The organism is Lysobacter humi (ex Lee et al. 2017), assembly GCF_054781815.1.
This window is the reverse complement of the sequence record NZ_BAAGTR010000001.1, coordinates 296,242-318,583: the sequence shown is the minus strand read 5'-3', so window position 1 is coordinate 318,583 and position 22,342 is coordinate 296,242. Positions and strand designations below refer to the sequence as shown.

The following is a 22,342-nucleotide window of genomic DNA, read 5'->3' as shown; positions in this document are numbered from 1 at the left end:
TCGCGTTTCCGGGCTCAGGAGGGATGCCATGGTCGCCCGCTTCGCGCCGCCGCTGGTGCCTGCAGAGGCCGCGGTCGAACGGCTTCAGGCCGACGGCTATGCCGTGCTGGCCGCACCCGCACTCGCATCGCTCGTGCGCTGCAGTGCCGAGGACCTGCACGCGCTGGCGCCGAGCTGGGACGACCTCGCACCCGATGCCTACCTGCGCGACGGCGGGCGCTACCGGCACCGACGGCATTCGTGCTTCATCGTCGAGCGCGATCGGATCGAGCAGGCGCCGCATCGCGCGCACTGGCAGTCGCTCGACTACAACGCACTGCACGGCGGCATGCATCGCTGGTTCGAGCCGATGCGGGCGGACATCGCGACGTCGCCCGGTTTCCTGCGCCTCGTCGCCGGGCTGGGCGCGGCCTTCGCGCAGGTGCGACCCGTGGCGCGCTGGCACGTGGAGGCGCACCAGTTCCGCATCGACACTGCCGGTGGATTGGGCCGGCCGACGCCGGAAGGCGCGCATCGCGACGGCGTCGACTTCGTCGCGGTGCTGCTGGTCGCACGCGACGCCATCAAGGGCGGCGAGACCCGCGTCTTCGACGCCGACGGCCCGGCGGGCATGCGCTTCACGCTCGAGGAGCCGTGGTCGGCCCTGCTGCTCGACGATGCGCGCGTGATCCACGAGTCGACGCCGATCCAGCCGCTCGAGGCGACGGGCGGGCACCGCGACACGCTGGTGCTGACGTATCGGGCGGATGGGTTCCAAGGGGACGACGCGGCCGCGTAGCGCCCTCCGCGGGTGCCGTCGATGGAGCGGTGCGGTCCGACGCTCGAGGGGCCTCGGAGGCGTCTGCCCGAAGCCGCGCCTGCCCCGGTGGGGTCCCGGCGTTCCGATCACCGTGCGCAGCGGTCGTCGACCTGCGTGCGCACGCGGTCGTTACAATTGAAACCATCGCGCCGACCGGCGCCATCCCTGGAGCGATCGATGAAGCTGGGTTCCCTCAAGGAAGGCGGCCGCGACGGCACGCTGGTCGTCGTCTCGCGTGACCTGACGCGCGGCGTGCGCGCCGACGGCATCGCGCCGACGCTGCAGCGCGCGCTCGAGGACTGGTCGAACACCGCCCCGCGCCTCAACACGCTCTACGACGCGCTCAACGACGGCGCCGCCGACGGCGCGTTCGACGTCGACTTCGCCCAGCTCGCCGCGCCGCTGCCGCGCGCCTACGAGTTCGTCGACGGCTCGGCCTACCTGCCGCATGTCGAGCGGGTCCGTCGTGCGCGCGGCGCGCAGGTGCCGGAGAGCTTCTACGTCGACCCGCTGATGTACCAGGCCGTCAGTGCCGGCTTCTACGGCCCGCGCGACCCCGTGCGCGTGCCGGACGAGGCGTACGGCATCGACCTCGAGGCGGAAGTGGTCGTGATCACCGACGACGTGCCGATGGCGGTGACGGCCGACGAGGCCGCGCAGCACATCCAGCTCGTCGGCCTGGTCAACGACGTCTCCTTGCGCAACCTGATTCCCGACGAGCTCGCCAAGGGGTTCGGCTTCCTGCAGAGCAAGCCGCGCTCGGCACTGAGCCCGGTGTTCGTGACGCCCGACGAGCTCGGCGACGCATGGCGGGATTCGAAGGTGCACCTGCCGCTGCTGACGCACATCAACGGCGAGTGGTTCGGCGCGCCCGAAGCGGGCGTCGACATGCAGTTCTCGTTCGCGCAGCTCATCGCGCACGCGGCGAAGACGCGGCCGCTGTCGGCCGGCACGATCGTCGGCTCGGGCACGGTGGCCAATGAGGACACCTCGCTCGGCGCCTCGTGCTTCGCCGAGAAGCGCACCGTCGAGACGCTCGAGCACGGCAAGCCGTCCACGCCCTTCATGAAGTACGGCGACATCGTGCGCATCGAGATGCTCGACCGCGCGGGCACGAGCATCTTCGGCGCCATCGAGCAGCGCATCGAGCCGCACGCGCGCTGAGGCGCCGGCCGGTGCATCCGGCGCCCTGGACGGCATGGCACGTGCACACGGGGCCCGCTAAGGTGCGGGTCCCGGAAAGCCGAGCGACGCCGTGACCGAGACCTTGCGCCTGTACTCGTACTGGAGGTCCAGCGCGGCGTACCGCGTGCGCATCGGCCTGCACCTGAAGGGCCTGCCGTTCGAGACGGTGCCGGTCCATCTCGTGCGCGACGGCGGCGAGCAGCATCGCGAGGACTTCCTCGAGACGAACCCGCAGGGCCTCGTGCCGGTGCTGCAGCACGGCAGCCGGCTGTACCGGCAGTCGCTCGCGATCCTCGAATACCTCGACGAGACCTGGCCGGAGCCCGCGCTGCTGCCGGTGATGAGCCGCGATCGCGCCCGCGCGCGCGCGCTCGCCCAGCTGATCGCCTGCGACGTCCATCCGCTCAACAACCTGCGCGTGCTGCAGTACCTCGAGCACGAGTGGAATGCGCCGCAGCCCGAGCGCGACGAGTGGGTCAAGCACTGGATCGTGCGCGGCTTCCGCGCCTTCGAGGCCTCGCTCGACGACCACCCGGCGACCGGCGCGTTCTGCGAGGGCGATACGCCGACGATCGCCGACTGCTGCCTGATCCCGCAGGTCTACAACGCGCGCCGCTTCGGCGTCGACATGACGCCGTTCCCCACGATCGTGCGCATCGAGCGCGCCTGCCTGGCGCTGCCGGCCTTCGACGCCGCGCGTCCGGAGCGCCAGCCGGACGCGCCGGCCGGCGCCTGAGGCTCAGACGCCGCCGTACATGTCTGCGTAGGGGTCGTGCTCGGCCCCGGCGCCTTCGGACAGTCGGAACTTGAGGGCGAGGCCGTCGCGCGAGTCGGCGGCGCGCAGCGCGGCTTCGACGTCGATGCGGCCTTCCTTCGCGAGGCGGAACAGGCACTGGTCGAAGGTCTCCATGCCTTCCTCCAGCGATTCCTCCATCGCCTGCTTGATCTCGTGCACCTGCCCACGGCGCATCAGGTCGCGCACGTGCGGCGTATTGATGAGCACTTCCGTCGCCGGCAGGCGGCGGCCGTCGACGCCCACCACCAGGCGCTGGCTGAGCACCGCGCGCAGGTTCAGCGCGAGGTTCATCAGCACGTTCTTGTGCGCGGCTTCCGGGAAGAAGTTGAGGATGCGCTCGAGCGTCTGGTCGGCATTGTTCGAATGCAGCGTCGCCAAGCACAGGTGGCCGGTCTCGGCGAAGGCGATCGCCGCCTCCATCGTGGTCGCATCCAGGATCTCGCCGATCAGGATGACGTCGGGCGCTTCGCGCATCGCGTTCTTCAGCGCGTTGTGGAACGTGTGCGTGTCCAGCCCGACCTCGCGCTGGTTCACGATCGACTTCTTGTGCTTGTGCAGGAACTCGATCGGATCCTCGATGGTGAGGATGTGCCCGGTCTGGTTGGAATTGCGGTAGTCGATCATCGAGGCGAGCGTGGTCGACTTGCCCGAGCCGGTGGAGCCGACGATCAGCACGAGCCCGCGCGGGGACATGATGATGTCCTTGAGCACCTGCGGCAGCTGCAGCTCCTCGATCGTCGGGATCTCGCTCTTGATCGCGCGGATCACCATGCCGACCTCGCCGCGCTGCTTGAAGACGTTGACGCGGAAGCGGCCGGAGTCCGGTACCGCATAGGCCATGTTGAGCTCGAGGTTCTTCTCGAACTCCGGGACCTGGCCCTCGTCCATCAGCGAGTAGGCGATCTTTTTCACCATGCCCGACGGAAGCCCGGTATTGCCGAGCGGCTGCAGCTTGCCCTCGACCTTGATGTACACGGGCGCGCCCGTCGTCAGGAACATGTCCGACGCGTTCTTCTCCGTCATCAGCTTCAGGAAGTAGCCGATGTCCATGCAGTCTCCTTGGATGCGCCAGGGGTTTGCGCCGGTACAGCCGGCGTGGCCACAATGACCTCGCGTCCCCACGCTCTGGTCCGGACCCTCATGCCCCCAAGCTTCGCACAGTTGCGCAAGACGCTCCTTGTCACCGTTCTCGCTTCCACGCTCGCCGCGTGCGCGAGCCTGCCGCCGCCCACGGGCGAGCTCGCGGCGGCCGAGCAGTCGGTCTCGCGCGCGGCCACGGCCGATGCCGAGCAGTACGCCGCCGCCGAGTTCGCGGCGGCGCGTTCCGCGCTGTCGCGCGCGCAGGCCGCGATGTCGGCGGGCGACGAGGACGAGGCGCGCCGCCTCGCGCTGCTCGCGGCGGCCGATGCCGACCTCGCGCATGCGCGCAGCCGCGTCGCCAGCGCCAGCGCGATGCAGGCGCAGCGTCGCGCGGAGGTGGTCGAGCTGCAGCAGCGGCTCGGCATGGACGCGGACGCCGGCGTCGCGGTGCCGGCCCCGCCGGTGTCGGTCGCCGGTAACCACGCCGCGCGACTGCAGGCGTTGGCGGCCGATCCCCGACTCGGCGGTCTTGCCGCGGTCGAGCGGCTGCAGGCACAGCAGGCCGTCGCCGCGGTCGCGGTGGCCAAGAGCCGCCAGCGCCCCGAGGCCGAGGCCCTCGCCGAGCGCCGGGTCCTCGCCGCCGAGGCCGCGGCTTATGCGCAGGCGGTCGAGCGCGATGCCGAGCGGCTGGAGCGCGAGGCCCGCGACCTGCAGCTCGAGGCCACGCGTCGCGAGGCCGCCGAGGCCCGCGCCGAGGCCGAGCGGCTGCGGCTCGAGGCGCGGCGGCGCGAGGAAGAAGCCGAGCGCATGCGCCAGGCCGCACTCGCCGAAGAACAGGCACGCCAGCAGGCCGAGCAGGCCGCCACGGCGCAACAGGCGGCGAAGGTCGGCGCGGCCCGCGACCGCGAGCTCGCGCTCGCCCGCGAGGAAGCCGAGCTGGTCACCGGCGCGAAGCTCCCGCCCGCCAAGCGCGCCGCGGGGAGCGAGGTCTACACGCTCGCGGGCGATGCCTTCGCCTCCGGGCAGGCGAGCCTCACCTCGGGCGCGACCGGCAGCCTCAAGGCACTCGCCGCCTACCTCGCGATCGCCCGGCCGGCCGGGATCCGGATCGAGGGCCACACCGACAGCCAGGGTGACCCGGCGGCCAATCAGGCCCTTTCGCAGCGTCGCGCCGATGCGGTGCGCCAGGCGCTCGTCGCAGCGGGCGTCGACCGCAGCCTCGTCGAGGCGGCCGGCCGCGGCGCCGCCGCGCCGATCGCCGACAACGGCAGCGCCGCCGGCCGTGCGAAGAACCGACGCGTCGAGATCTCGGTCAGCCTCATGTAGCCGATTTATCAGGCACTTAACGTGGCCTTGCCGCGGTCTTCAGACCTCGGCACGCCGGCCGTCGGCATGGCGTCACCGTCGCTTGCCGCCCTGCGGCACGCGGAGTAGGTTCGAGGTCGACGGTCCTGCCGTCAGACGCCGGGTCGCTCTCCGCCGGCAGCAGTCCGCGGACGCGCGACTCGGTCCATCACCGTCTCCGGCGGTCGATGCCGGCGATGCCGCACGTGTCGAGGAGGTCTGCATGTTCGAAGAACGGTCCGCAAACGAGGTCGAGTCGCTGCTCAAGTCGAACAACGAGTTCCGGCAGCTCTATCAGCACCACCAGGAACTCGATCGACGCGTCATGAACGCCGAGCTGGGCGTCAATCCCGTGGACGATCTCGAGCTGGTCCGCATGAAACGCGAGAAGCTGCACGCCAAGGACCGCCTGGTCCGCATGGCCGATACGCTCACCACGCACTGAGCAGGTGCAGGTTTCCGGATGCCGTCGCCGCGGCCGCGTGGCGACGGCCGCCGGGCGGCCGGCCGGGTCACGCGGTGCGGGCCGCTAGAATGGCGCGATCACCCGGCAGTACGGATCCGCCATGCCCCTGCACCATTCCGTTCTCGAGCTGATCGGCCGCACGCCGATCGTGAAGGCGCAGCGCCTCGACACCGGCGTCTGCGAGCTCTACTTCAAGCTCGAGAGCCAGAACCCCGGTGGATCCATCAAGGACCGCATCGGGCTGGCGATGATCGAAGCCGCCGAGAAGCGCGGCGACATCGAGCCCGGCGACACGCTCGTCGAGGGCACGGCGGGCAACACCGGCATCGGCCTCGCGCTCGTCGCCCAGCAGAAGGGCTACAAGCTGCTGCTCGTCGTGCCGGACAAGATGAGCCGCGAGAAGATCTTCAACCTCAAGGCGATGGGCGCGCAGGTGGTGCTGACGCGCTCCGATGTCGCCAAGGGCCATCCGGATTACTACCAGGACATGGCCGAGCGCATCGCGCGCGAGACCCCGGGCGCGTATTTCATCAACCAGTTCGGCAACGCCGACAACCCGGCCGCGCACGAGTTCGGCACGGGCCCGGAGATCCTCGAGCAGATGGCGGAGGTCGGTGGGCTCGATGCGATCGTGTTCGGCTGCGGGAGCTCCGGCACGATGACCGGCCTGTCGCGCTGCTTCGGTTCGATGTCGCCGCAGACCGAGCTCGTGCTGGCGGACCCGGTCGGCTCGATCCTCGAGGAGTACATCAACCGCGGCACGCTGTCGGAGAAGAGCGGCAGCTGGATGGTCGAGGGCATCGGCGAGGACTTCCTGCCGGGTATCTCCGACTTCTCGCGCGTCAGGAAGGCCTATGCGATCTCCGACAAGGAGAGCTTCCTCACCGCTCGCGAGCTGCTTGAAAAGGAAGGCATCCTCGGCGGCTCCTCGACCGGCACGCTGCTCGCCGCGGCGCTGCGCTACTGCCGCGAGCAGACGACGCCGAAGAAGGTGCTGGTCTTCGTCTGCGACACGGGCAACAAGTACCTGTCGAAGATGTACAACGACTACTGGATGCTCGACAACGGCTTCATCCAGCGCGAGCAGACCGGCGACCTGCGCGATCTCATCCTGCGCCCGTACTCGCAGCGCGACACGGTCGTGGTCGGCCCGAAGGACCTGCTGGTCACCGCCTACCAGCGCATGAAGCTCTACGACGTCTCGCAGCTGCCGGTGATGGACGGCGAGGAACTGATCGGCATCGTCGACGAGTCCGACATCCTGCTGCACGTCTATGGCGACGAGCAGCGCTTCCGCGATGCGGTCTCGACCGCGATGGTGAGCAAGCTCGACAAGGTCGACGTGCGCTCGCCGATCGAGGCGCTACTGCCGGTGTTCGACCGCGGGCACGTGGCGATCGTGATGGACGGGGGGCGCTTCCTTGGGCTCATCACGCGGATCGACCTGCTGAACTTCCTGCGGCGGCGGGTGCAGTGACGACGGCGGATGGGCGACGGGCCCGCGGGTAGCCCACGCTCCGCCCGCTGCGGATCAGGCGGATGCCGGCAGCCGCACGGCAATCGCTCGTCGCCACGCAGTCCTTCTAGGCGCTCATTCCGTCAGCGACGCACAGTGGCGGCCGGGGAGCGCCGCCCGCGCACGCGCACCGGTTCGACGAGTCGGGGGCCGGCAAGCGACCACCGGCGTTCAGGCCAGCGCGCCTTTCCGGCCGCTTACGGCCCGGCCGGGTAGAATCCGGGCCCGATTCCATGGACCTGGCCGATGCACACCTCCGACGACATGCCCCGCGCCGGCCTCGGCACCCTCGCGATCCATGCCGGCCAGTCGCCCGACCCCAGCACGGGCGCGGTGATGACGCCGATCTATGCGACCTCGACCTACGTGCAGCGCAGCCCCGGCGAGCACCAGGGCTTCGAATACTCGCGCAGCCACAATCCCACGCGCTTCGCCTACGAAGGCTGCGTGGCGGCGCTCGAGGGTGGTACGCGCGGCTTCGCATTCGCCTCCGGGCTGGCGGCGACGTCGACGATCCTCGAGCTGCTCGACACCGGCAGCCATGTGATCGCGATGGACGACGTCTACGGCGGCACCTACCGCCTGTTCGAGCGCGTGCGCCGTCGCAGCGCCGGGCTCGACTTCAGCTGGGTCGACCTTACCGACCCCGCCGCGTTCGAGGCAGCGATCCGTCCCGAGACGAGGATGGTATGGATCGAGACGCCGACCAATCCGCTGCTCAAGCTCGTCGACATCCGCGCGATCGCCGACATCGCGCGCGCGCGCGGGCTCATCGTGGTCGTCGACAACACGTTCTGCTCGCCGATCATCCAGCGCCCGCTCGAGCTTGGCGCGCACATCGTCATGCATTCGGCGACGAAGTACCTCAACGGCCATTCCGACATGGTCGGCGGCATGGCCGTCGTGGGGGACGATGCCGCGATCGCCGAGCAGATGACGTTCCTGCAGAACGCCGTCGGCGGCGTGCAGGGCCCGTTCGACAGCTTCCTCGCGCTGCGTGGCCTCAAGACGCTGCACCTGCGCATGCGCGCGCACTGCGAGAACGCGATGGCGCTCGCGCAGTGGCTCCAGACGCATCCGGCGATCGAGAAGGTGATCTATCCGGGGCTCGCCTCGCATCCGCAGCATGCGCTCGCGCAGCGGCAGATGACCGGCTTCGGCGGCATGATCTCGATCTATGTCCGTGGCGGGGCCGACGCCTCGAAGCGCTTCTGCGAGCGCCTGCGTGTATTCGCGCTGGCGGAGTCGCTCGGCGGCGTGGAGAGCCTGGTCAACCACCCGGCGATCATGACGCATGCCTCGGTGCCGCAGGAGCGACGCGCGCAGCTCGGCATCGCCGACCACCTGGTGCGGCTGAGCGTCGGCGTCGAGGACCTCGCGGACCTGCGCGCCGACATCGAACGCGCGCTCGCCTGATCCCGCGCCCATGCTGAAGTCGTTGTGGACCTACCGCGGCCTGTCGCGGGAGCTGGCCAAGCGCGAGGTCCTGGGCCGCTATCGCGGTTCCGTGCTGGGGCTCACCTGGTCGTTCCTGACGCCGCTGCTGCTGCTCGGCGTCTACACGCTGTTCTTCACCGAGGTGTTCCAGGCGCGATGGGGCGTGCGCGAGGGCGGAAAGCTCGCCTTCGCCTCGGCCGCGTTCGTCGGGCTGATCGTGCACGGCTTCTTCGCCGAGTCGGCCGTTCGCGGGGCGGGCGTGCTGGTCGCGAATCCGAACTTCGTCAAGAAGGTCGTGTTCCCCCTCGACATCCTGCCGTGGGTGAACGTGCTCGCCTCGCTGTTCCATTCCCTCGTGAGCGTGCTGGTGCTGCTCGCGGTGATGCTCGCGATGGGCGCGGGCGTCTCGTCGACGCTCTGGCTGTGGCCGCTGCTGCTCGTGCCGATGCTGCTCGCCGCGGCGGGCACCGCGTGGCTGTTGTCCACGCTCTCGGTGTATTTCCGCGACGTGGCGCAGGTGGTGGGCTTCCTCGCGACGATCTTCCTGTTCACCTCGCCAGTGTTCTTTCCCGCCGAAGGCCTGCCGCCGACGTTCGCCGCGATCGTCGCCGCCAATCCGCTGACCTACCTGATCGAACAGTCGCGCGAGCTGCTGCTCTGGGGCGGCGCGATGGACTGGCTGCGTTACCTGCGCTACACCGCGATCGCGGCGGGCTATGCGTGGCTCTGCCACGTCTTCTTCCAGCGCACGAAGCGGGGCTTCGCCGATGTCCTGTGAGGCGATGCGTCCTGTGATCGAGGTCGTCGAGGCGGGCAAGGCCTACGTCGCCTATACGCAGCCGTACAAGCGCCTGCTCGATGCATTGTTCGGCGGCGTCCGCCACGGCCGCGAGTTCTGGGCGCTACGGAATTGCTCGTTCGAGGTGATGCCCGGCGAGACGCTCGGCATCGTCGGCCGAAACGGCGCGGGCAAGTCGACGCTGCTGCAGATGCTTTCGGGCGTGCTGCAGCCGAGCGAGGGGCGCATCGCGGTCGCGGGCAAGCTCGCCGCGCTGCTCGAGCTCGGGGCCGGCTTCAACCCGGAGTTCACCGGCCGCGAGAACGCGCGCCTGAATGCCGCGATCCTCGGGCTCACCTCGTCGGAGATCGATGCGGTGATCGACCGCGTGGTCGAGTTCTCCGAACTCGGCGACTTCATCGAACAGCCGGTCAAGACGTATTCGACCGGCATGTACGTGCGCCTCGCGTTTTCCGTCGCGATCCACGTCGACCCTGCCGTGCTGGTGATCGACGAGGCGCTCGCCGTCGGCGACGCGCGCTTCCAGGCCAAGTGCATGGAGCGCATCCGCGCCATGAAGGCGTGCGGCGTCACGATCCTGTTCGTGAGCCATGACGTCGGCGCCGTGCGCCAGTTGTGCGACCGCGTGCTGTGGCTCGAGGGCGGACGCGTGCGGATGCTCGGCGACGTGCTCACCGTGACCTCGCGCTACATGGAAGCGCTGTTCGGCAGCGGCGACGCGCCACCCGATCCACCAGCCTTCGACGCGCCGCCGTCCGCCGGTGCGGACGTGCCGGCCGACACGCCCGCGCGCGCGCACCATCCGCTGGTGCGCTGGGGCAGCCATGTCGGCAGCATCCTCGACGTCGCGCTGGTGGACGAGGACGGCCGCCCGGCGGAACTGGTGCAGGACGACGCGCGGCTGGAGCTGCGCGTGCGCTTCCGTGCGCCGTCGGATGCGGCGCGCGAGCGCCTCGCGGTCGCGTTCTCGATCAAGGACACCAACGGCACCGACCTCTTCGTCTCGACCACGCTCGACGCGATCCGGCCCTGTCCGGTGCCGGCGGCCGGTGAGGTCTTCGAAGCCCGCTTCGCATGGCGCAACATGCTGGCCCCTGGCGACTACCTGCTGGTGGTCGCACTCGAGGACCGCCGCGGCCCGGTGATCGACTACTTCGACTACATCGAAGGCGCGCGCTATTTCTCCACCGTATTCAGCCGCATCGTCCATGGCAGGATCGTCCTGCCGGTCGAGCAGGGGCTGCACGCGGTCGACTGACCTGGAAGGATCGATGAGCATCAACAGCCGCGACTACTGGAACACCCGGTTCCAGACCGACTGGACGCAGAACGAAGGGCCCGCGCAGACGCGATTCTTCGCCTTGCTGGCGATCGACGCGATGCCGGGCTGGTTCAAGGCGCGCGTGCGCTCCGGGCGCCTCGACGTCTGCGACTGGGGCTGCGCGGAGGGCGAGGGCGCCGCGCTGCTCGCGGAGGCGCTCGCCGTGCCGGTCACCGGCATCGACTTCTCGGCCGAGGCGATCGCACGCGCGCAGGCGAAGTTTCCCAACGTCCGCTTCGAGGCCACCGACTGGCTCTCGCGCGAGCCCGAGCCGCTGTTCGACGTCGTGTTCTCCTCGAACACGCTCGAGCACTTCCACGAGCCGTGGTCGGTCTTCGACCGCATTGCCGGCTTCGCACGGCGCTATGTTGCGCTGATGCTGCCGTACCGCGAGGTCGATCGTCACCCCGAACACTTCGCGGGCTTCGCGCCCGACACCATGCCCGCGATGCGCGCCGGCTGGGTGCTCGTGCATTCGAGCGTGATCGATGCCGCACAGGTCGATCCGGCGCTGTGGCCGGGCGAGCAGATCCTGGCGATCTATGCGCGCCCCGAGGAGCTCGAGGCGATCCGCCTGCCGCTCGCCGCGCTGCATATCGCCGCGGACGAGAGGCCGGGCGATGCAGGTGCTGAGCCGCGCCGCGTCACCCTCGACACGCGCGCCATCGAGCGGCGCCTCGAGACCATGCACGCCGACCTCGTGCGTGCGATCAGCGACGACCTCGTGCGCATGCAGGACGAGCACGGCTCGATGCTCGCCACGTCCACCGTGCTCCAGCATGAGCGCGACGCGCTGCTCGAGCGCGCGAACCGGGCCGAGCAGTTCAGCCGCTGGGCCGCGCAGGCCTGGGGGGACGCCACCGAGCAGCGGCAGGCGATGGAGTCGCTGACCGAGGCGGTCACCGGCATGGAAACGCGTCTTTCGCAGGCGATCAGTGGCGACATCGGCCGCATGCAGGCGGCGCACGGCGAACTGCTGCGCACCGCGGGCGAGCTGCAGGGGCAGATCGCGCAGCTCTCCGCTGCGCTCGACGATGCCCGCCAGCAGCGCCAGCGCGCCGAGCTCGACGCGCACGCGTCGCGCGAGGATCGCGTGCGCATGGAAGCACTGATGGCGGTCTCGCGTGAGGACCGCATCCGCGCCGAGGGCGAGGCCGAGCGCCTGCGCGCGGCGCTCGCCGACGTGCAGGGCGAAATGCGTACGCTGCAGGATCATCTCGCGTCGCGCGATGCGGACCTCGAACGCAGCCGGCGCAGCGTCGCCGAGCTCGAGGCGGCGCGGTCGCGCGACCAGGCCGAGCTCGTGCGACTGCGCGCCGATGCGCAGCAGCTCGGCGAGGTGCTCGCCAGCTCGAGCTGGCGCCTGACCAAGCCGCTGCGCTTCGCACGCCGGCTGCTCACCCACGGGTTCGGGCCGTCCGAACGCGCCGCCTTCGGTCGCTGGCTCGGTGGCTCCCAGGCCGTACCGTTGCCCGCGGGTACGCGCACCGCGCTCGCCCGCAAGCTGCAGCCCGACGACACGGCGCCGCACCTGCTTCCGTCAATCACGGTCGAGCCGCAGGGGCTTCCGGCGCTGTGCGCCGCCGACGCGCTGCCGGACGTCTTCGTGTGGGCCGTCATCGACTGGCACTTCCGCACGCAGCGTCCGCAGCACTTGGCGCGCGCGCTCGCGGGCAAGGGCCACCGTGTCTTCTACATGTCGAACAACTTCGTCGACGCGGCCGAGCCCGGCTTCTCCGTCGACGACCTCGACGGGTCCGGCCGCCTCGTCCAGATCCACCTCAACGTGCCCGGCGCGCCCTCGATCTATGCCGCGCAGCCCGGCGAGGCGGATCGCGACGCGCTTGCGGCAAGCCTCGCGCGCCTGCTCGGCTGGGCGTCGACCTGCCGCTCGGTCAGCATCGTGCAGCATCCGTACTGGACCGAGCTCGCGCAGTGCGTGCCCAACGCGAGACTCGTCTACGACTGCATGGACCACCACGCCGGCTTCGGCGACAACAAGCCGGAAGTGCTCGCTGCCGAGGAAGCGCTGGCGTCGCGGTCGGACGTGGTCGTGGTGACGTCGTCCTGGCTCGAGGAGGAGCTCGCGGGCCGCTGCCGTGCCACGGCGCTGATCCGCAATGCCACCGACTTCGAGCATTTCCGCGAAGCGCCGGCGGAGGTCTACCGCGACCCGCAGGGCCGTCGCGTCATCGGCTACATCGGCGCGATCGCCGAATGGTTCGACGTCCAGGTGATCCGCGCGATCGCCGAGCGCCATGCCGACTGCGCGCTCGTCCTGGTCGGTGCCGACACCGCCGGGGTCGCCGCGCAACTCGACGGCCTCGACAACATCCGCTTCATCGGCGAGGTGCCGTACACGCAGCTGCCCTACTGGCTCCACGGCTTCGACGTCTGCCTGCTGCCGTTCCGCGTGCTGCCGCTCACGCTCGCCACCAATCCGGTCAAGGTCTACGAGTACCTGAGCGCCGGCAAGGCGGTGGTCGCCACCGAGCTGCCGGAGATGAGCCAGTTCGAGGGCCTGATCGCGACCGCGCGCACGCCGCCCGAGTTCGCCGATCGGGTCGGCGAGGCCCTCTCGACGCCGGCGACGACCGAGGTCGTCGACGCCCGACGGGCCTTCGCTGCCCAGCAGACGTGGGCGCACCGCGCCGAGCAGCTCGACCGCGTCGTCGCCGGCATCGACGAGCCGAAGGTCAGCGTCATCGTGCTGACCTACAACAACCTCGCCTTCACCGATGCCTGCCTGTTCAGCGTCGAGGCCTACAGCGATTACCCGAACCTCGAAGTGATCGTCGTCGACAATGCCTCGAGCGACGGCACGCAGGACTACCTGCGCGAATGGGTCACCAAGGGCCCGAACCGACGCATCGTGCTCAACGACGAGAACCTCGGCTTCTCGGCGGGCAACAACCGTGGCCTCGAAGCCGCCACCGGCGACTACCTCGTGCTGCTGAACAACGACACCTACGTCACCCCTGGCTGGGTGCGCACGCTGCTCGGTCACCTGCGCCGGCGGCCGGACCTCGGGCTGGTGGGGCCGGTGACGAACAACATCGGCAACGAGGCGCGCATCGAGATCGGCTACGGCGACATGGCGGGCATGATCCACGCCGCCGCGCGCCACACGCGGGCGCATCCGGGCGAGCTGCGGCGGATACCGGTCGTCGCGTTCTTCTGCGTGATGATGAGCCGGTGCGTCTACGAGGCCGTCGGCGGGCTCGACGAGCAGTTCGGCATGGGCTTCTTCGAGGACGACGACTACTGCCGGCGCGTCGCCGATGCGGGCTGGTATTCCGGCTGCGCCGAGGACGTCTTCGTGCACCACCACCTCTCGGCGAGCTTCGACCAGCTCAAGGCGGAGAAGAAGCAGGCGCTGTTCGAGCGGAACAAGGCCCTGTACGAGGCGAAGTGGGGCCCCTGGACACCGCACAGCTACAGGACGTGAGCATGCATTCCGCCGAGGCGAAGCACCGGGCCGAGGGCCTGTCGACGTTCTGCTGCAACATCTGCGGCCACGGGAACACCTGCGATCCGGCGCGCATCGGTCGCGAGGACGCGTCGTGCGTTGGCTGCGGCTCGAGCGTGCGGCTGCGCGCGATCGTGCACCTGCTGTCGCTCGCGCTGTTCGAGGAGTCGATGCCGCTCGACGAGTTCCCGGTCCGACCCGACATCTACGGGCTCGGTCTGAGCGACTGGGCGGTCTATGCGAAGCCGCTCGCGCGTCGCTTCGCCTACCTCAACACGTTCTATCACACGGCCCCGCGGCTCGACATCACCGCGGTCCCCGACGAACTCGCGGGAAGCGCGGATTTCCTCATCGCGACTGACGTGTTCGAGCACGTGCTCGCGCCGGTGTCGCGCGCGTTCGAGGGCGCGCGCAGGCTTCTGCGCCCGGGGGGCGCCTTCATCTTCTCGGTGCCCTTCGTGCCGGGCGACGGCGACGCCGTCGAGCATTTCCCGATGCTCCACGACTTCCGGATCGAGTGCGAGGCGGGCGAGTACCGCCTCGTCAACACGCGGAGCGACGGCGTCGTGGAATCCTTCGGCGACCTCGTCTTTCACGGCGGTCCAGGCTCGACGCTCGAGATGCGCCTGTTCTCGCGTGGTTCGCTCGTGCGCGAGTTCCAGCGTGCGGGGTTCTCGCAGGTGACCTTCCATGCCGAGGCCGAGCCGCGCTGGGGCATCCACTGGCCGTCGCCGGACATGTCGGTCGTGATCCTCGCGCGCGCATGAACCCGCGCGTATGAACCAGAGACGGAGTTGCACCGTGGAGAAGCACGAATGAACGCATCGGTCATGTCGAGGGGGACGCTGCTCGCGACCGCGCTCGCACTCGCGGCGGGGAGCGTCGCGCTTGTTGCAGGCATCGCGATCAACCATGCGTCCTTGCAGCCCGGCTGGCAGGCCGACGGCTTGAAGACGCTCGCGATGGTCGCGATGATGCTCGCGGCCGTGCCGTTCGTCGCGCGCACGCTGCGGATCGGGACAGTCCCGTGCCTGCTCGCCGGGGGGCTGGTGCTGGCGGTCTCGGGGGTCGGTCCCGGCGCCGTCGCCGCGGTGCTTCTGGTGCTCTCGGCCTCGCTACAGGTTGGCTTCCTCCTGCTCGCGCCGCTGCGCTGGGGCGCGGGCCTGCGCGTCGCCGTGGGCCTCGCCGTGGGACTCGCGGCGTTCTCCGCCGTAGTCCAGGCGCTCGGCCGGCTGCCCGTCCACTATCCCGCGGTCTACGTGGTGCTCGCGCTGGCGCCGTTCGTCCTCCGGACGCCCGCGACGCGTGCCGGCTGGACGGCCCTGGCGCAGCTTGCGACGCGCGCGGCGCTCCGGAGCCGCGGCCTCGACCTCGCGTTGTGGGCGTTGGCGGGCATCGGCCTCGGGACGCGGTTCGTCGTCGCACTCGCTCCCGAGCTCGGGGTGGACGCGCTGGGCATGCACCTCACCATGCCGGCCATCGTGGCGCGCGACCATGTATGGCGACCGGCGGATGCCGAGTTCATCTGGGGCTGGATGCCGCTCGCGGTGAACTGGCTCTATGCGGTCGTCTATCCCCTCGGTGGCGAGGCGGCGGTACGACTGTTGAACTGGTGCGGCGATGCCTTCGCGCTGATGCTGGCGGCCGGGGCCGCACGGCAGTGGGCCGGACGCCGCGCCGGTGCGATCGCGGCCGCGCTGCTCGGCACCTTCCCGCTGCTGTACCTGCTGTCGACGACGGCATTCGTCGAGAACATCTGGATGCTCTGGTGGACCGCTGCCGTGGTCCTGCTCGGGCACCTGCAACGCCGGCGCGTTGCAACGAACCGACCCTACGCCGCCGCCGGGCTGCTGGTCGGCGCCGCGCTCGCCGCGAAGGTGATCACCGCATTCTGGGCGCCACTCGTCGCATGGTTCGTGTTCATCGGCTGGCGACGCGGGACGCTTTCCCCGCGCGCCTTCGCAAGCGTCGCCGCGGTGGCCAGCGTCGTCGGCTTCTGGCCGTACGCGAGCGCGTGGATCGAGACGGGAAACCCGGTGTTCCCCTTCTTCAATGATGTCTTCCGCTCGCCGCTTTTTCCCCCGCACGCGCCGTTCGAAACGCCCTTCCGCGAAGGCATCGATCTGCGGACGCTGTACGACCTGACGTTCCACACCAACAGGTACCTCGAGGCCGAGCCCGGCTCCTTCGGTTTCGCATGGCTCGCATTGCTCCCGGCGGGACTTCTCGCGGCCGCCGTCGTGGGTCGCGGGTGGACGCGCGGCGTTGTGCTCGTATCGCTCGCCTTCGTCGCGCTCTGCTTCGTATTCACTGCCTACGTGCGCTACGTCGCGCCGGTATTCCCGGTCTGGGCAATACTCGTTGCCGGCGGGCTCGCCCGCATCGCCCGCCCGTTGCGTGTCGCCGCGACGGCGACGACGCTGGCGACGGGCCTGCTCGGCCTGGCCTTCTTCGCCGACTCGGGCTGGTGGTATCGCGCGCCGCCGCCGGCCGGCCCCTTCGATCGCGACGCGTATGCCGACCTCGTGCGCCGCATGCGCCCCGAGGCGGCGCTCGTCGAGCGGTCCAATGCGCTAGGGCTGCGCAACGTGCTGTGGATCGGCCGTGGCTTCTACCCGGGCCTGCGGGCCCACGTGAGCGCGAGCAACTGGCACCAATACACGGGCTGGTCGGCATTGCAGACCCGGCGCGAACTCGATGCGTGGATCGCGAAGCGCGACATCGACGGCGTCGTGCTCGCCGCCGACGTGGATCCCTGCACGACGGTGCTCTGCAGTGCGATGGGCACGCTTGGCGCGCCGGATACGGTGGTCGGCACGGCGCGCCTGTATCGGGTGCGGCCCGGCACGCTGCAGGGCATGCACGCGCGGGTTTCGCAGAGCACCTTCGCCGTCGAGCGCCTTCGCGATCCTGAGCTGACCGGCCAGGCCGCCGCGTGGTCGGGGTCCGGCGACTGGGATCGGGACCAGGGCCGGATGCGCGTCGATGCCGTGCGTGCCTTCTCGCAGGGCGTTCGGGTGTCGGGAGGCACGGCCTACCGGTACCGGATCGTCGCCCGATGCGTGGGTGCTCCGGGCCGGTTCCGCGCCCAGATCAACTGGCTGCGGGGCGACGGCAGCATCATCGAGCCGGTGATCGACACGCCTATGTGCCGGGCCGGCTGGACGCCGGCCACGCTCGACCTCGTCGCGCCCCCCGAGGCCGAGATCGGCATCGCCTATGCCATCGGCCACGATCCCGGGGTCGTGGTGGAGGTCGACTCCGTGAGCCTGCGCGAATGAGCCTGCGTATTGACACCGCGGCGCCGCCGCGGATCGCTGTCGTGATCCCCGCCTACCGGGTGCGCGCGCATGTCCTCGACGTCGTCGCCGCGATCGGTCCCGAGTGCCAGGGCATCTATGTCGTCGACGACGCCTGCCCCGAGGACAGCGGGAGCCTCGTCGAGAGCCGCGTGGACGACACGCGCGTCCGCGTCCTGCGGAATGCGCGCAACCAGGGTGTCGGCGGCGCCGTGATGACCGGTTACGCCGCCGCGATCGACGACGGCTTCGATGTCATCGTCAAGCTCGACGGCGACGGCCAGATGGATCCGCGCCTGGTGCCAGCGCTGGTCGCGCCGATCGTCGCCGGCGAGGCGGACTACGTGAAGGGCAATCGCTTCTTCGACCTGCGCCACATCGGCCGCATGCCCGCAGTCCGCCGGTTCGGAAATCTGGCCCTGTCGTTCATGTCGAAGGCGTCCACGGGCTACTGGGACATCTTCGATCCCACAAACGGGTTGACCGCGATCCATGCCGCCGTCGCCGCGCGGCTGCCCTTCGACCGGATCAGCCGACGCTACTTCTTCGAGACCGACATGCTGTTCCGCCTCAACACCCTGCGGGCGGCCGTGCTGGACATGCCGATGGACGCGCTCTACGGCGACGAGAAGAGCAGCCTGCGCGTGGGCCAGGTGATGGGCGAGTTCCTCGCCAAGCACGTCCGGAATGCCGGCAAGCGCATCGCCTACAATTACTTCCTCCGCGACCTGTCGTTCGCCTCCATCGAACTGGTCGTCGGGCTGGGCCTGCTGGCCTTCGGCGCCGTCTTCGGTGCGCTGAAGTGGCTCGAATCCGAGCGGCTCGGCGTACCGGCATCCGCAGGCACGGCCATCATCGCCGCGCTCGCGGTGCTGTCGGGCCTGCAGTTCCTGCTCGCCTTCGTGGCCTACGATGTGGCGGCCGTGCCCCGGCGCCCGATCCACCGGCGGCTGGCGCGCTTCAGCGGCGCTGTACGCCCCACGCCTGTTAACTCCGAGACTTCCGTATGAAGCCCGCACCCGATTACCACGAGCTCTACGTCCAGGGCTACGAGCAGAACAACGTCGACCGCACGCTGTCGGGCCGCCTCCTGCAGAAGAGCCACCGCCTTCTCGAGGACGCGCTTCCGCGCGGCCATCGCGACGACCGCGTGCTTGAGGTCGGCGCCGGCTCGGGCCACCATTACCGCTACCTGCGCGAGAAGCCGCGGGAATACCTGCTGACCGACGGCAGCGAGACGATGCTGCAGGTTTCCCGCGAGCGCTATGCGGACGAGATCCGTGCGGGACGGATCGTCGTCGAGGCGCAGGACGCCTCCGCGCTCACCTATCCGGACGCGTCGTTCGACCGCCTGATCGCGACGCACGTCCTCGAGCACATCCCCGATCCCGTCGCCGTGCTGCGCGAATGGAGCCGCGTCGTGAAGCCCGACGGCCTCCTGTCGATCGTGCTGCCCTGCGATCCCGGCCTGCTGTGGCGGATGGGCCGGCACCTCGGCCCGCGGCGAAATGCCGAGCGGCTCGGTCTGCCATACGACTACGTGCAGGCCGCCGACCACGTGAATGCGATCTTCAACCTCGTCGTGTTTATCCGGCACCACTTCGAGATTGCCCACCAGGCCTGGTGGCCGGCGCGCGTCGCCTTGCCCGACATCAACCTCTTCTACGTCTGCCACCTGCGGAACGCGCCGTGATCCCGCGCAGCATGCTGCCGCAGGCGGCCGTGGCCTTCTGCGTCGTCGTGCTCGCGATCGGGCAGGTGATGTTCAAGCAGGTCGCGGTCAACTACAACGCGAAGCAGACGTGGCAGGACTGGTCGGTCGCCGGGACGCTCGCGCTCGCGCTTACGCTGTATGCGCTGTCGACGGGAGTCTGGATCTGGGCACTGCGCCACGTGCAGATCTCGCGCGCCTACCCGGCCTTCGCGCTCGGTTTCGTGCTGGTGCCGCTGCTCGGGGCCTGGCTCTTCGGCGAGCGGCTCTCGATGCGCTACCTCGCGGGCGTCGCCTGCATCGTCCTCGGGGTCGCCCTCACGGCGCGTTCCTGACCGATGCGGATCGGCGTCACCGGTGCTTCGGGCTACATCGGGCGCGCCCTGCTGCGGCGCTTCGCCGACGAGCAGGTCGTCGTGCTCGGCAGGCGCACCGTGGGTGCACGGGAGCATCGCCGGTTCGACCTCGCGCGGCCGATCGATCCCGCAATGCTGGACGGCCTCGATGCGGTCGTGCACTTGGCGGCGTACACGCAGGGCGACGGTGACACGGCGCACGAGGTCGAGCGCGCGCGCGAGCTCGCCGGGGCGGCGCGCAGCCGCGGCCTCCGGCTCGTCGTCGCGTCGAGCCAGGTCGCGGCGCCGGACGCGCCCTCCGCCTACGGGCGCACCAAGGCCGCGATCGAGGCCTGCGTGCTCGCGCAGGGCGCCGTCGTGCTCCGGCCGGGGCTGGTGTACGGCGGCGCCCCCGCCGGTCTCTTCGGCCTCCTGCTCGGGCTCGTGCGGCGCCTGCCGGTCCTGCCGGACCTTCGGCCTGCGCCTTATGTGCAGCCGGTCCACGTCGACGACGTCGCCGCGGCAATCGTCGCCGCGTTGCGCGCCGAAGTCGCGCCCGAGCTATACGGCGTGGCGGGCGGGCCCGTGTCATTCGGGGACCTCCTGCAGTGCATCGCCACGCAGCGCCTCGGCGTCCGGCGCGTGATGCTGCCGGTCCCGGTGGCCGCCGTGCGCCTCGCGCTCGGGCTCGCGCGGCCGGTGCTGGGATCGCGGATGGCGCCCGAGCGCCTGGACTCGCTGCTGCGTGTCCCGGCGATCGATGCGCGGGACGACCTGGAACGCCTAGGCATCGCGTTGCGGCCGCTGGAGACCGGCATGGCGCGCAGCGGCCGCCCTCGCGCGGCGCTCCTGCGCGAGGCGGCGCGCCTCACGCGTGCGACGCTGCGCATCGCGCCGCCGCAAGGCCTGCTGCGCGGGTACGTGCGTGCGATGGAGCGGCTCGGCGAAAGCGACGCCCTCCCCGGGATCGGGTCGATGTCCGGGATCGCCATCGCCGCACGCGATCGCCCGGCGGACCGGCGACGGCCCGGCTCGGCCGCCGCGCGCACCAGCGTCCTGCTGCGCATCGCCGAGACGCAGCCGCGGCTCGCCGGGCACTTCATTCGCCGACGCGCGGGAGGCCGGGAGGTGTTCGTCGAGATTGCGCGCGCGGCGCTCCTCTGCGTCGTGCTCGTGCCGCTAGGCATGTTGTCACGGCGGCCACGGAGGCCCGAGTGAGCGCCGACGTGCTCGTGATCGGGGCAGGCCCTGCGGGTACGAGCGCCGCGCTCGCGCTACGCGACTGCGGGATCGGCGTACGGCTCGTCGACGCCGGCCGTGCACCCGTCGCCTGGCCGCCCGCGGGCGAAATGCTGAGCCTGCGCTTCGCGGACGCAGGCCAGCAGCGCTGGCAGCTCGGTGCGGACTTCGAATCGCTCGCGGCGCCCGCCGGCAACTCGCCCAAGCTCCGCGTCCCGGGCTTCCAGGGCATGTTCCGCGACTACGCGCGCGAGAACTGCATCGTCGGCGAGGACGGGTTCCAGGTCGTCGGCGCGCTCGCTGCGGGCGGGCTGTCGAATGCCTGGGGCTGCGGCGTCGCGGCGTTCGACGACCGCGATCTCGAGCCCCTGGATGCGGACGAGCGTGCGGCGATGCGACGGGCCTACGCGCGGGTAGCCACGCGGATGGGCATTTCCGGACGCGCCGACGACGCCCTCGCGGACCGTCTGGGCATCGATGCCTGGGCCGATCCGGGCGTCGCGCTCGATCCGCTGATGGCCTCGCTCCTGGCGCGTTCTCGCGCATTGCCCGCGGGGCTGTACCTCGGGCGCGCCCGCGTCGCGGTCACGACACGGGCGCGCGACGGCCGCGAGTCGTGCGACCTCAGCGGGATGTGCCTGTGGGGCTGCGCGCGACGGGCGACGTGGAATGCCGCCTGGGACCTGCAGCGCCTGCAGGCGGACCCCGGGGTGCACATCATCGAGGGGTGGATCGCGGAGCGTCTCGTCCGGGACGGGGCGGGCTGGCGCGTGGAGGGACGCGGCCCGCACGGCCACGAGTCGCTCCGCGCCGACCGCGTGCTGCTCGCGGCCGGAACGCTCGCGACGACGCGGCTCGCACTGACGGCGATGGCGGATCCGCCGCAGGCGCTGGCGTTGCAGTCCAATCCCATGGCCGCCTTCCTTCTCGCGTTGCCGCGTGCGCTGGGGCGATGCCACGACCGCGCCTTCGGGCTCGCGCAACTGTCCTTCGCGCTCGACGATCCGGCGGGCGCGCCGGCCTTCGGCAACCTGTTCTCGACCGCCGGCCTGCCGGTGAGCGAGTTCTTGGAGCACATGCCGGTGCCGCGCGCGGCGGCACTCCCGTTGTTGCGGGCGTTGCTGCCGGCCTCGATCGTCGGCAACGTCTTCCTGCCGGGGGCTTGGTCGCGCCATCGCCTCACCTTGCGCGGCAGCGACCTGCACGTGCAGGCCGGCCATGCGCCGGACCTGCCGCAGGTGATGGAGCGGCTGCGGTCGCGCCTCGCGGTGGGCTTCCGCCGCACTGGCGCATGGATGCTTCCCAGCAGTTTCGTCGTCGGCGCGCCCGGTGCCGACATCCACTATGCGTCCACGCTCCCGATGCGGCGGCGCCCGGCGCCCCACGAATGCGCCACCGACGGACAGGTGGCGGCGCTGCCCGGTGTGTATGCGGTCGACGGCGCATCGTTGCCGACGCTGCCCGAGCGTGCGCACACGCTGAGCATCATGGCGAACGCGGACCGGATCGCGCGGCGCCTCGCCGGCGGCTGAATCCGGCGCCCGCC

At 70.6% G+C, this 22,342-nt stretch carries 18 protein-coding genes; 17 read left to right on the top strand and 1 reads right to left on the bottom strand.

All coding sequences use genetic code 11. The annotated features are described in order from the left end of the window. Nucleotides 1-28 precede the first annotated feature (28 nt). The 3 genes from ACYVJJ_RS01405 to maiA all read left to right on the top strand — a co-directional run bounded on the left by ACYVJJ_RS01405 (nt 29) and on the right by maiA (nt 2,720). A complete protein-coding gene (locus ACYVJJ_RS01405) occupies nt 29-778 on the top strand; it encodes a 2OG-Fe dioxygenase family protein (RefSeq protein ID WP_460830501.1) in 750 nt (249 codons plus the stop codon). A 198-nt stretch (nt 779-976) separates the two neighbouring features. Further along, nucleotides 977-1,963, top strand: a complete 987-nt coding sequence (locus ACYVJJ_RS01400; RefSeq protein WP_460830499.1) for a fumarylacetoacetate hydrolase family protein — start codon at nt 977-979, stop codon at nt 1,961-1,963. A gap of 91 nt (nt 1,964-2,054) precedes the next feature. Beyond that, nucleotides 2,055-2,720 (top strand): maleylacetoacetate isomerase, encoded by a 666-nt coding sequence (maiA, locus tag ACYVJJ_RS01395; protein ID WP_460830498.1) that lies wholly within the window; start codon nt 2,055-2,057, stop codon nt 2,718-2,720. A gap of 3 nt (nt 2,721-2,723) precedes the next feature. Here maiA and ACYVJJ_RS01390 read toward each other — a convergent pair whose 3' ends face one another. Continuing rightward, on the bottom strand, nt 2,724-3,830 hold the full coding sequence (locus ACYVJJ_RS01390; protein ID WP_460830496.1) for a PilT/PilU family type 4a pilus ATPase: 1,107 nt from the start codon (nt 3,828-3,830) through the stop codon (nt 2,724-2,726). Nucleotides 3,831-3,920: 90 nt separating this feature from the next. Here ACYVJJ_RS01390 and ACYVJJ_RS01385 point away from each other — a divergent pair, with 90 nt between their 5' ends. The 14 genes from ACYVJJ_RS01385 (at nt 3,921) to ACYVJJ_RS01320 (ending at nt 22,328) form a co-directional block, all read left to right on the top strand. Next, on the top strand, nt 3,921-5,186 hold the full coding sequence (locus ACYVJJ_RS01385) for an OmpA family protein (protein ID WP_460830495.1): 1,266 nt from the start codon (nt 3,921-3,923) through the stop codon (nt 5,184-5,186). Between the two features lie 241 nt (nt 5,187-5,427). Further along, the gene (locus ACYVJJ_RS01380) at nt 5,428-5,649 is read left to right on the top strand and encodes a YdcH family protein (protein WP_460830494.1); all 222 of its coding nucleotides are present in this window, start codon (nt 5,428-5,430) and stop codon (nt 5,647-5,649) included. A 121-nt stretch (nt 5,650-5,770) separates the two neighbouring features. Beyond that, entirely contained in the window at nt 5,771-7,147 is a 1,377-nt protein-coding gene (locus ACYVJJ_RS01375) for a pyridoxal-phosphate dependent enzyme (protein WP_460830492.1), read from the top strand. Between the two features lie 285 nt (nt 7,148-7,432). Next, nucleotides 7,433-8,602, top strand: a complete 1,170-nt coding sequence (locus tag ACYVJJ_RS01370; protein WP_460830490.1) for a cystathionine gamma-synthase — start codon at nt 7,433-7,435, stop codon at nt 8,600-8,602. A gap of 10 nt (nt 8,603-8,612) precedes the next feature. Next, nucleotides 8,613-9,401: an ABC transporter permease gene (locus tag ACYVJJ_RS01365; protein WP_460830489.1), complete on the top strand. Its 789-nt coding sequence runs from the start codon at nt 8,613-8,615 to the stop codon at nt 9,399-9,401. A gap of 4 nt (nt 9,402-9,405) precedes the next feature. Further along, nucleotides 9,406-10,680, top strand: a complete 1,275-nt coding sequence (locus ACYVJJ_RS01360; RefSeq protein ID WP_460830487.1) for an ABC transporter ATP-binding protein — start codon at nt 9,406-9,408, stop codon at nt 10,678-10,680. A gap of 13 nt (nt 10,681-10,693) precedes the next feature. Next, a complete protein-coding gene (locus tag ACYVJJ_RS01355) occupies nt 10,694-14,191 on the top strand; it encodes a glycosyltransferase (protein ID WP_460830485.1) in 3,498 nt (1,165 codons plus the stop codon). 2 nt (nt 14,192-14,193) lie between these two features. After that, nucleotides 14,194-14,979, top strand: a complete 786-nt coding sequence (locus ACYVJJ_RS01350; RefSeq protein ID WP_460830484.1) for a class I SAM-dependent methyltransferase — start codon at nt 14,194-14,196, stop codon at nt 14,977-14,979. 48 nt (nt 14,980-15,027) lie between these two features. Further along, nucleotides 15,028-17,493: a hypothetical protein gene (locus ACYVJJ_RS01345; RefSeq protein ID WP_460830482.1), complete on the top strand. Its 2,466-nt coding sequence runs from the start codon at nt 15,028-15,030 to the stop codon at nt 17,491-17,493. Further along, on the top strand, nt 17,490-18,521 hold the full coding sequence (locus ACYVJJ_RS01340) for a glycosyltransferase family 2 protein (RefSeq protein WP_460830481.1): 1,032 nt from the start codon (nt 17,490-17,492) through the stop codon (nt 18,519-18,521). The genes ACYVJJ_RS01345 and ACYVJJ_RS01340 overlap by 4 nt, the downstream gene beginning before the upstream one ends. Next, nucleotides 18,518-19,204 (top strand): class I SAM-dependent methyltransferase, encoded by a 687-nt coding sequence (locus tag ACYVJJ_RS01335; RefSeq protein ID WP_460830480.1) that lies wholly within the window; start codon nt 18,518-18,520, stop codon nt 19,202-19,204. The genes ACYVJJ_RS01340 and ACYVJJ_RS01335 overlap by 4 nt, the downstream gene beginning before the upstream one ends. Beyond that, a complete protein-coding gene (locus ACYVJJ_RS01330) occupies nt 19,201-19,557 on the top strand; it encodes an SMR family transporter (protein WP_460830478.1) in 357 nt (118 codons plus the stop codon). Before ACYVJJ_RS01335 ends, ACYVJJ_RS01330 begins: the two co-directional genes overlap by 4 nt. A gap of 3 nt (nt 19,558-19,560) precedes the next feature. After that, nucleotides 19,561-20,775 (top strand): SDR family oxidoreductase, encoded by a 1,215-nt coding sequence (locus ACYVJJ_RS01325; RefSeq protein ID WP_460830477.1) that lies wholly within the window; start codon nt 19,561-19,563, stop codon nt 20,773-20,775. Further along, the gene (locus ACYVJJ_RS01320) at nt 20,772-22,328 is read left to right on the top strand and encodes an FAD-dependent monooxygenase (protein ID WP_460830475.1); all 1,557 of its coding nucleotides are present in this window, start codon (nt 20,772-20,774) and stop codon (nt 22,326-22,328) included. Before ACYVJJ_RS01325 ends, ACYVJJ_RS01320 begins: the two co-directional genes overlap by 4 nt. Nucleotides 22,329-22,342 lie beyond the last annotated feature (14 nt).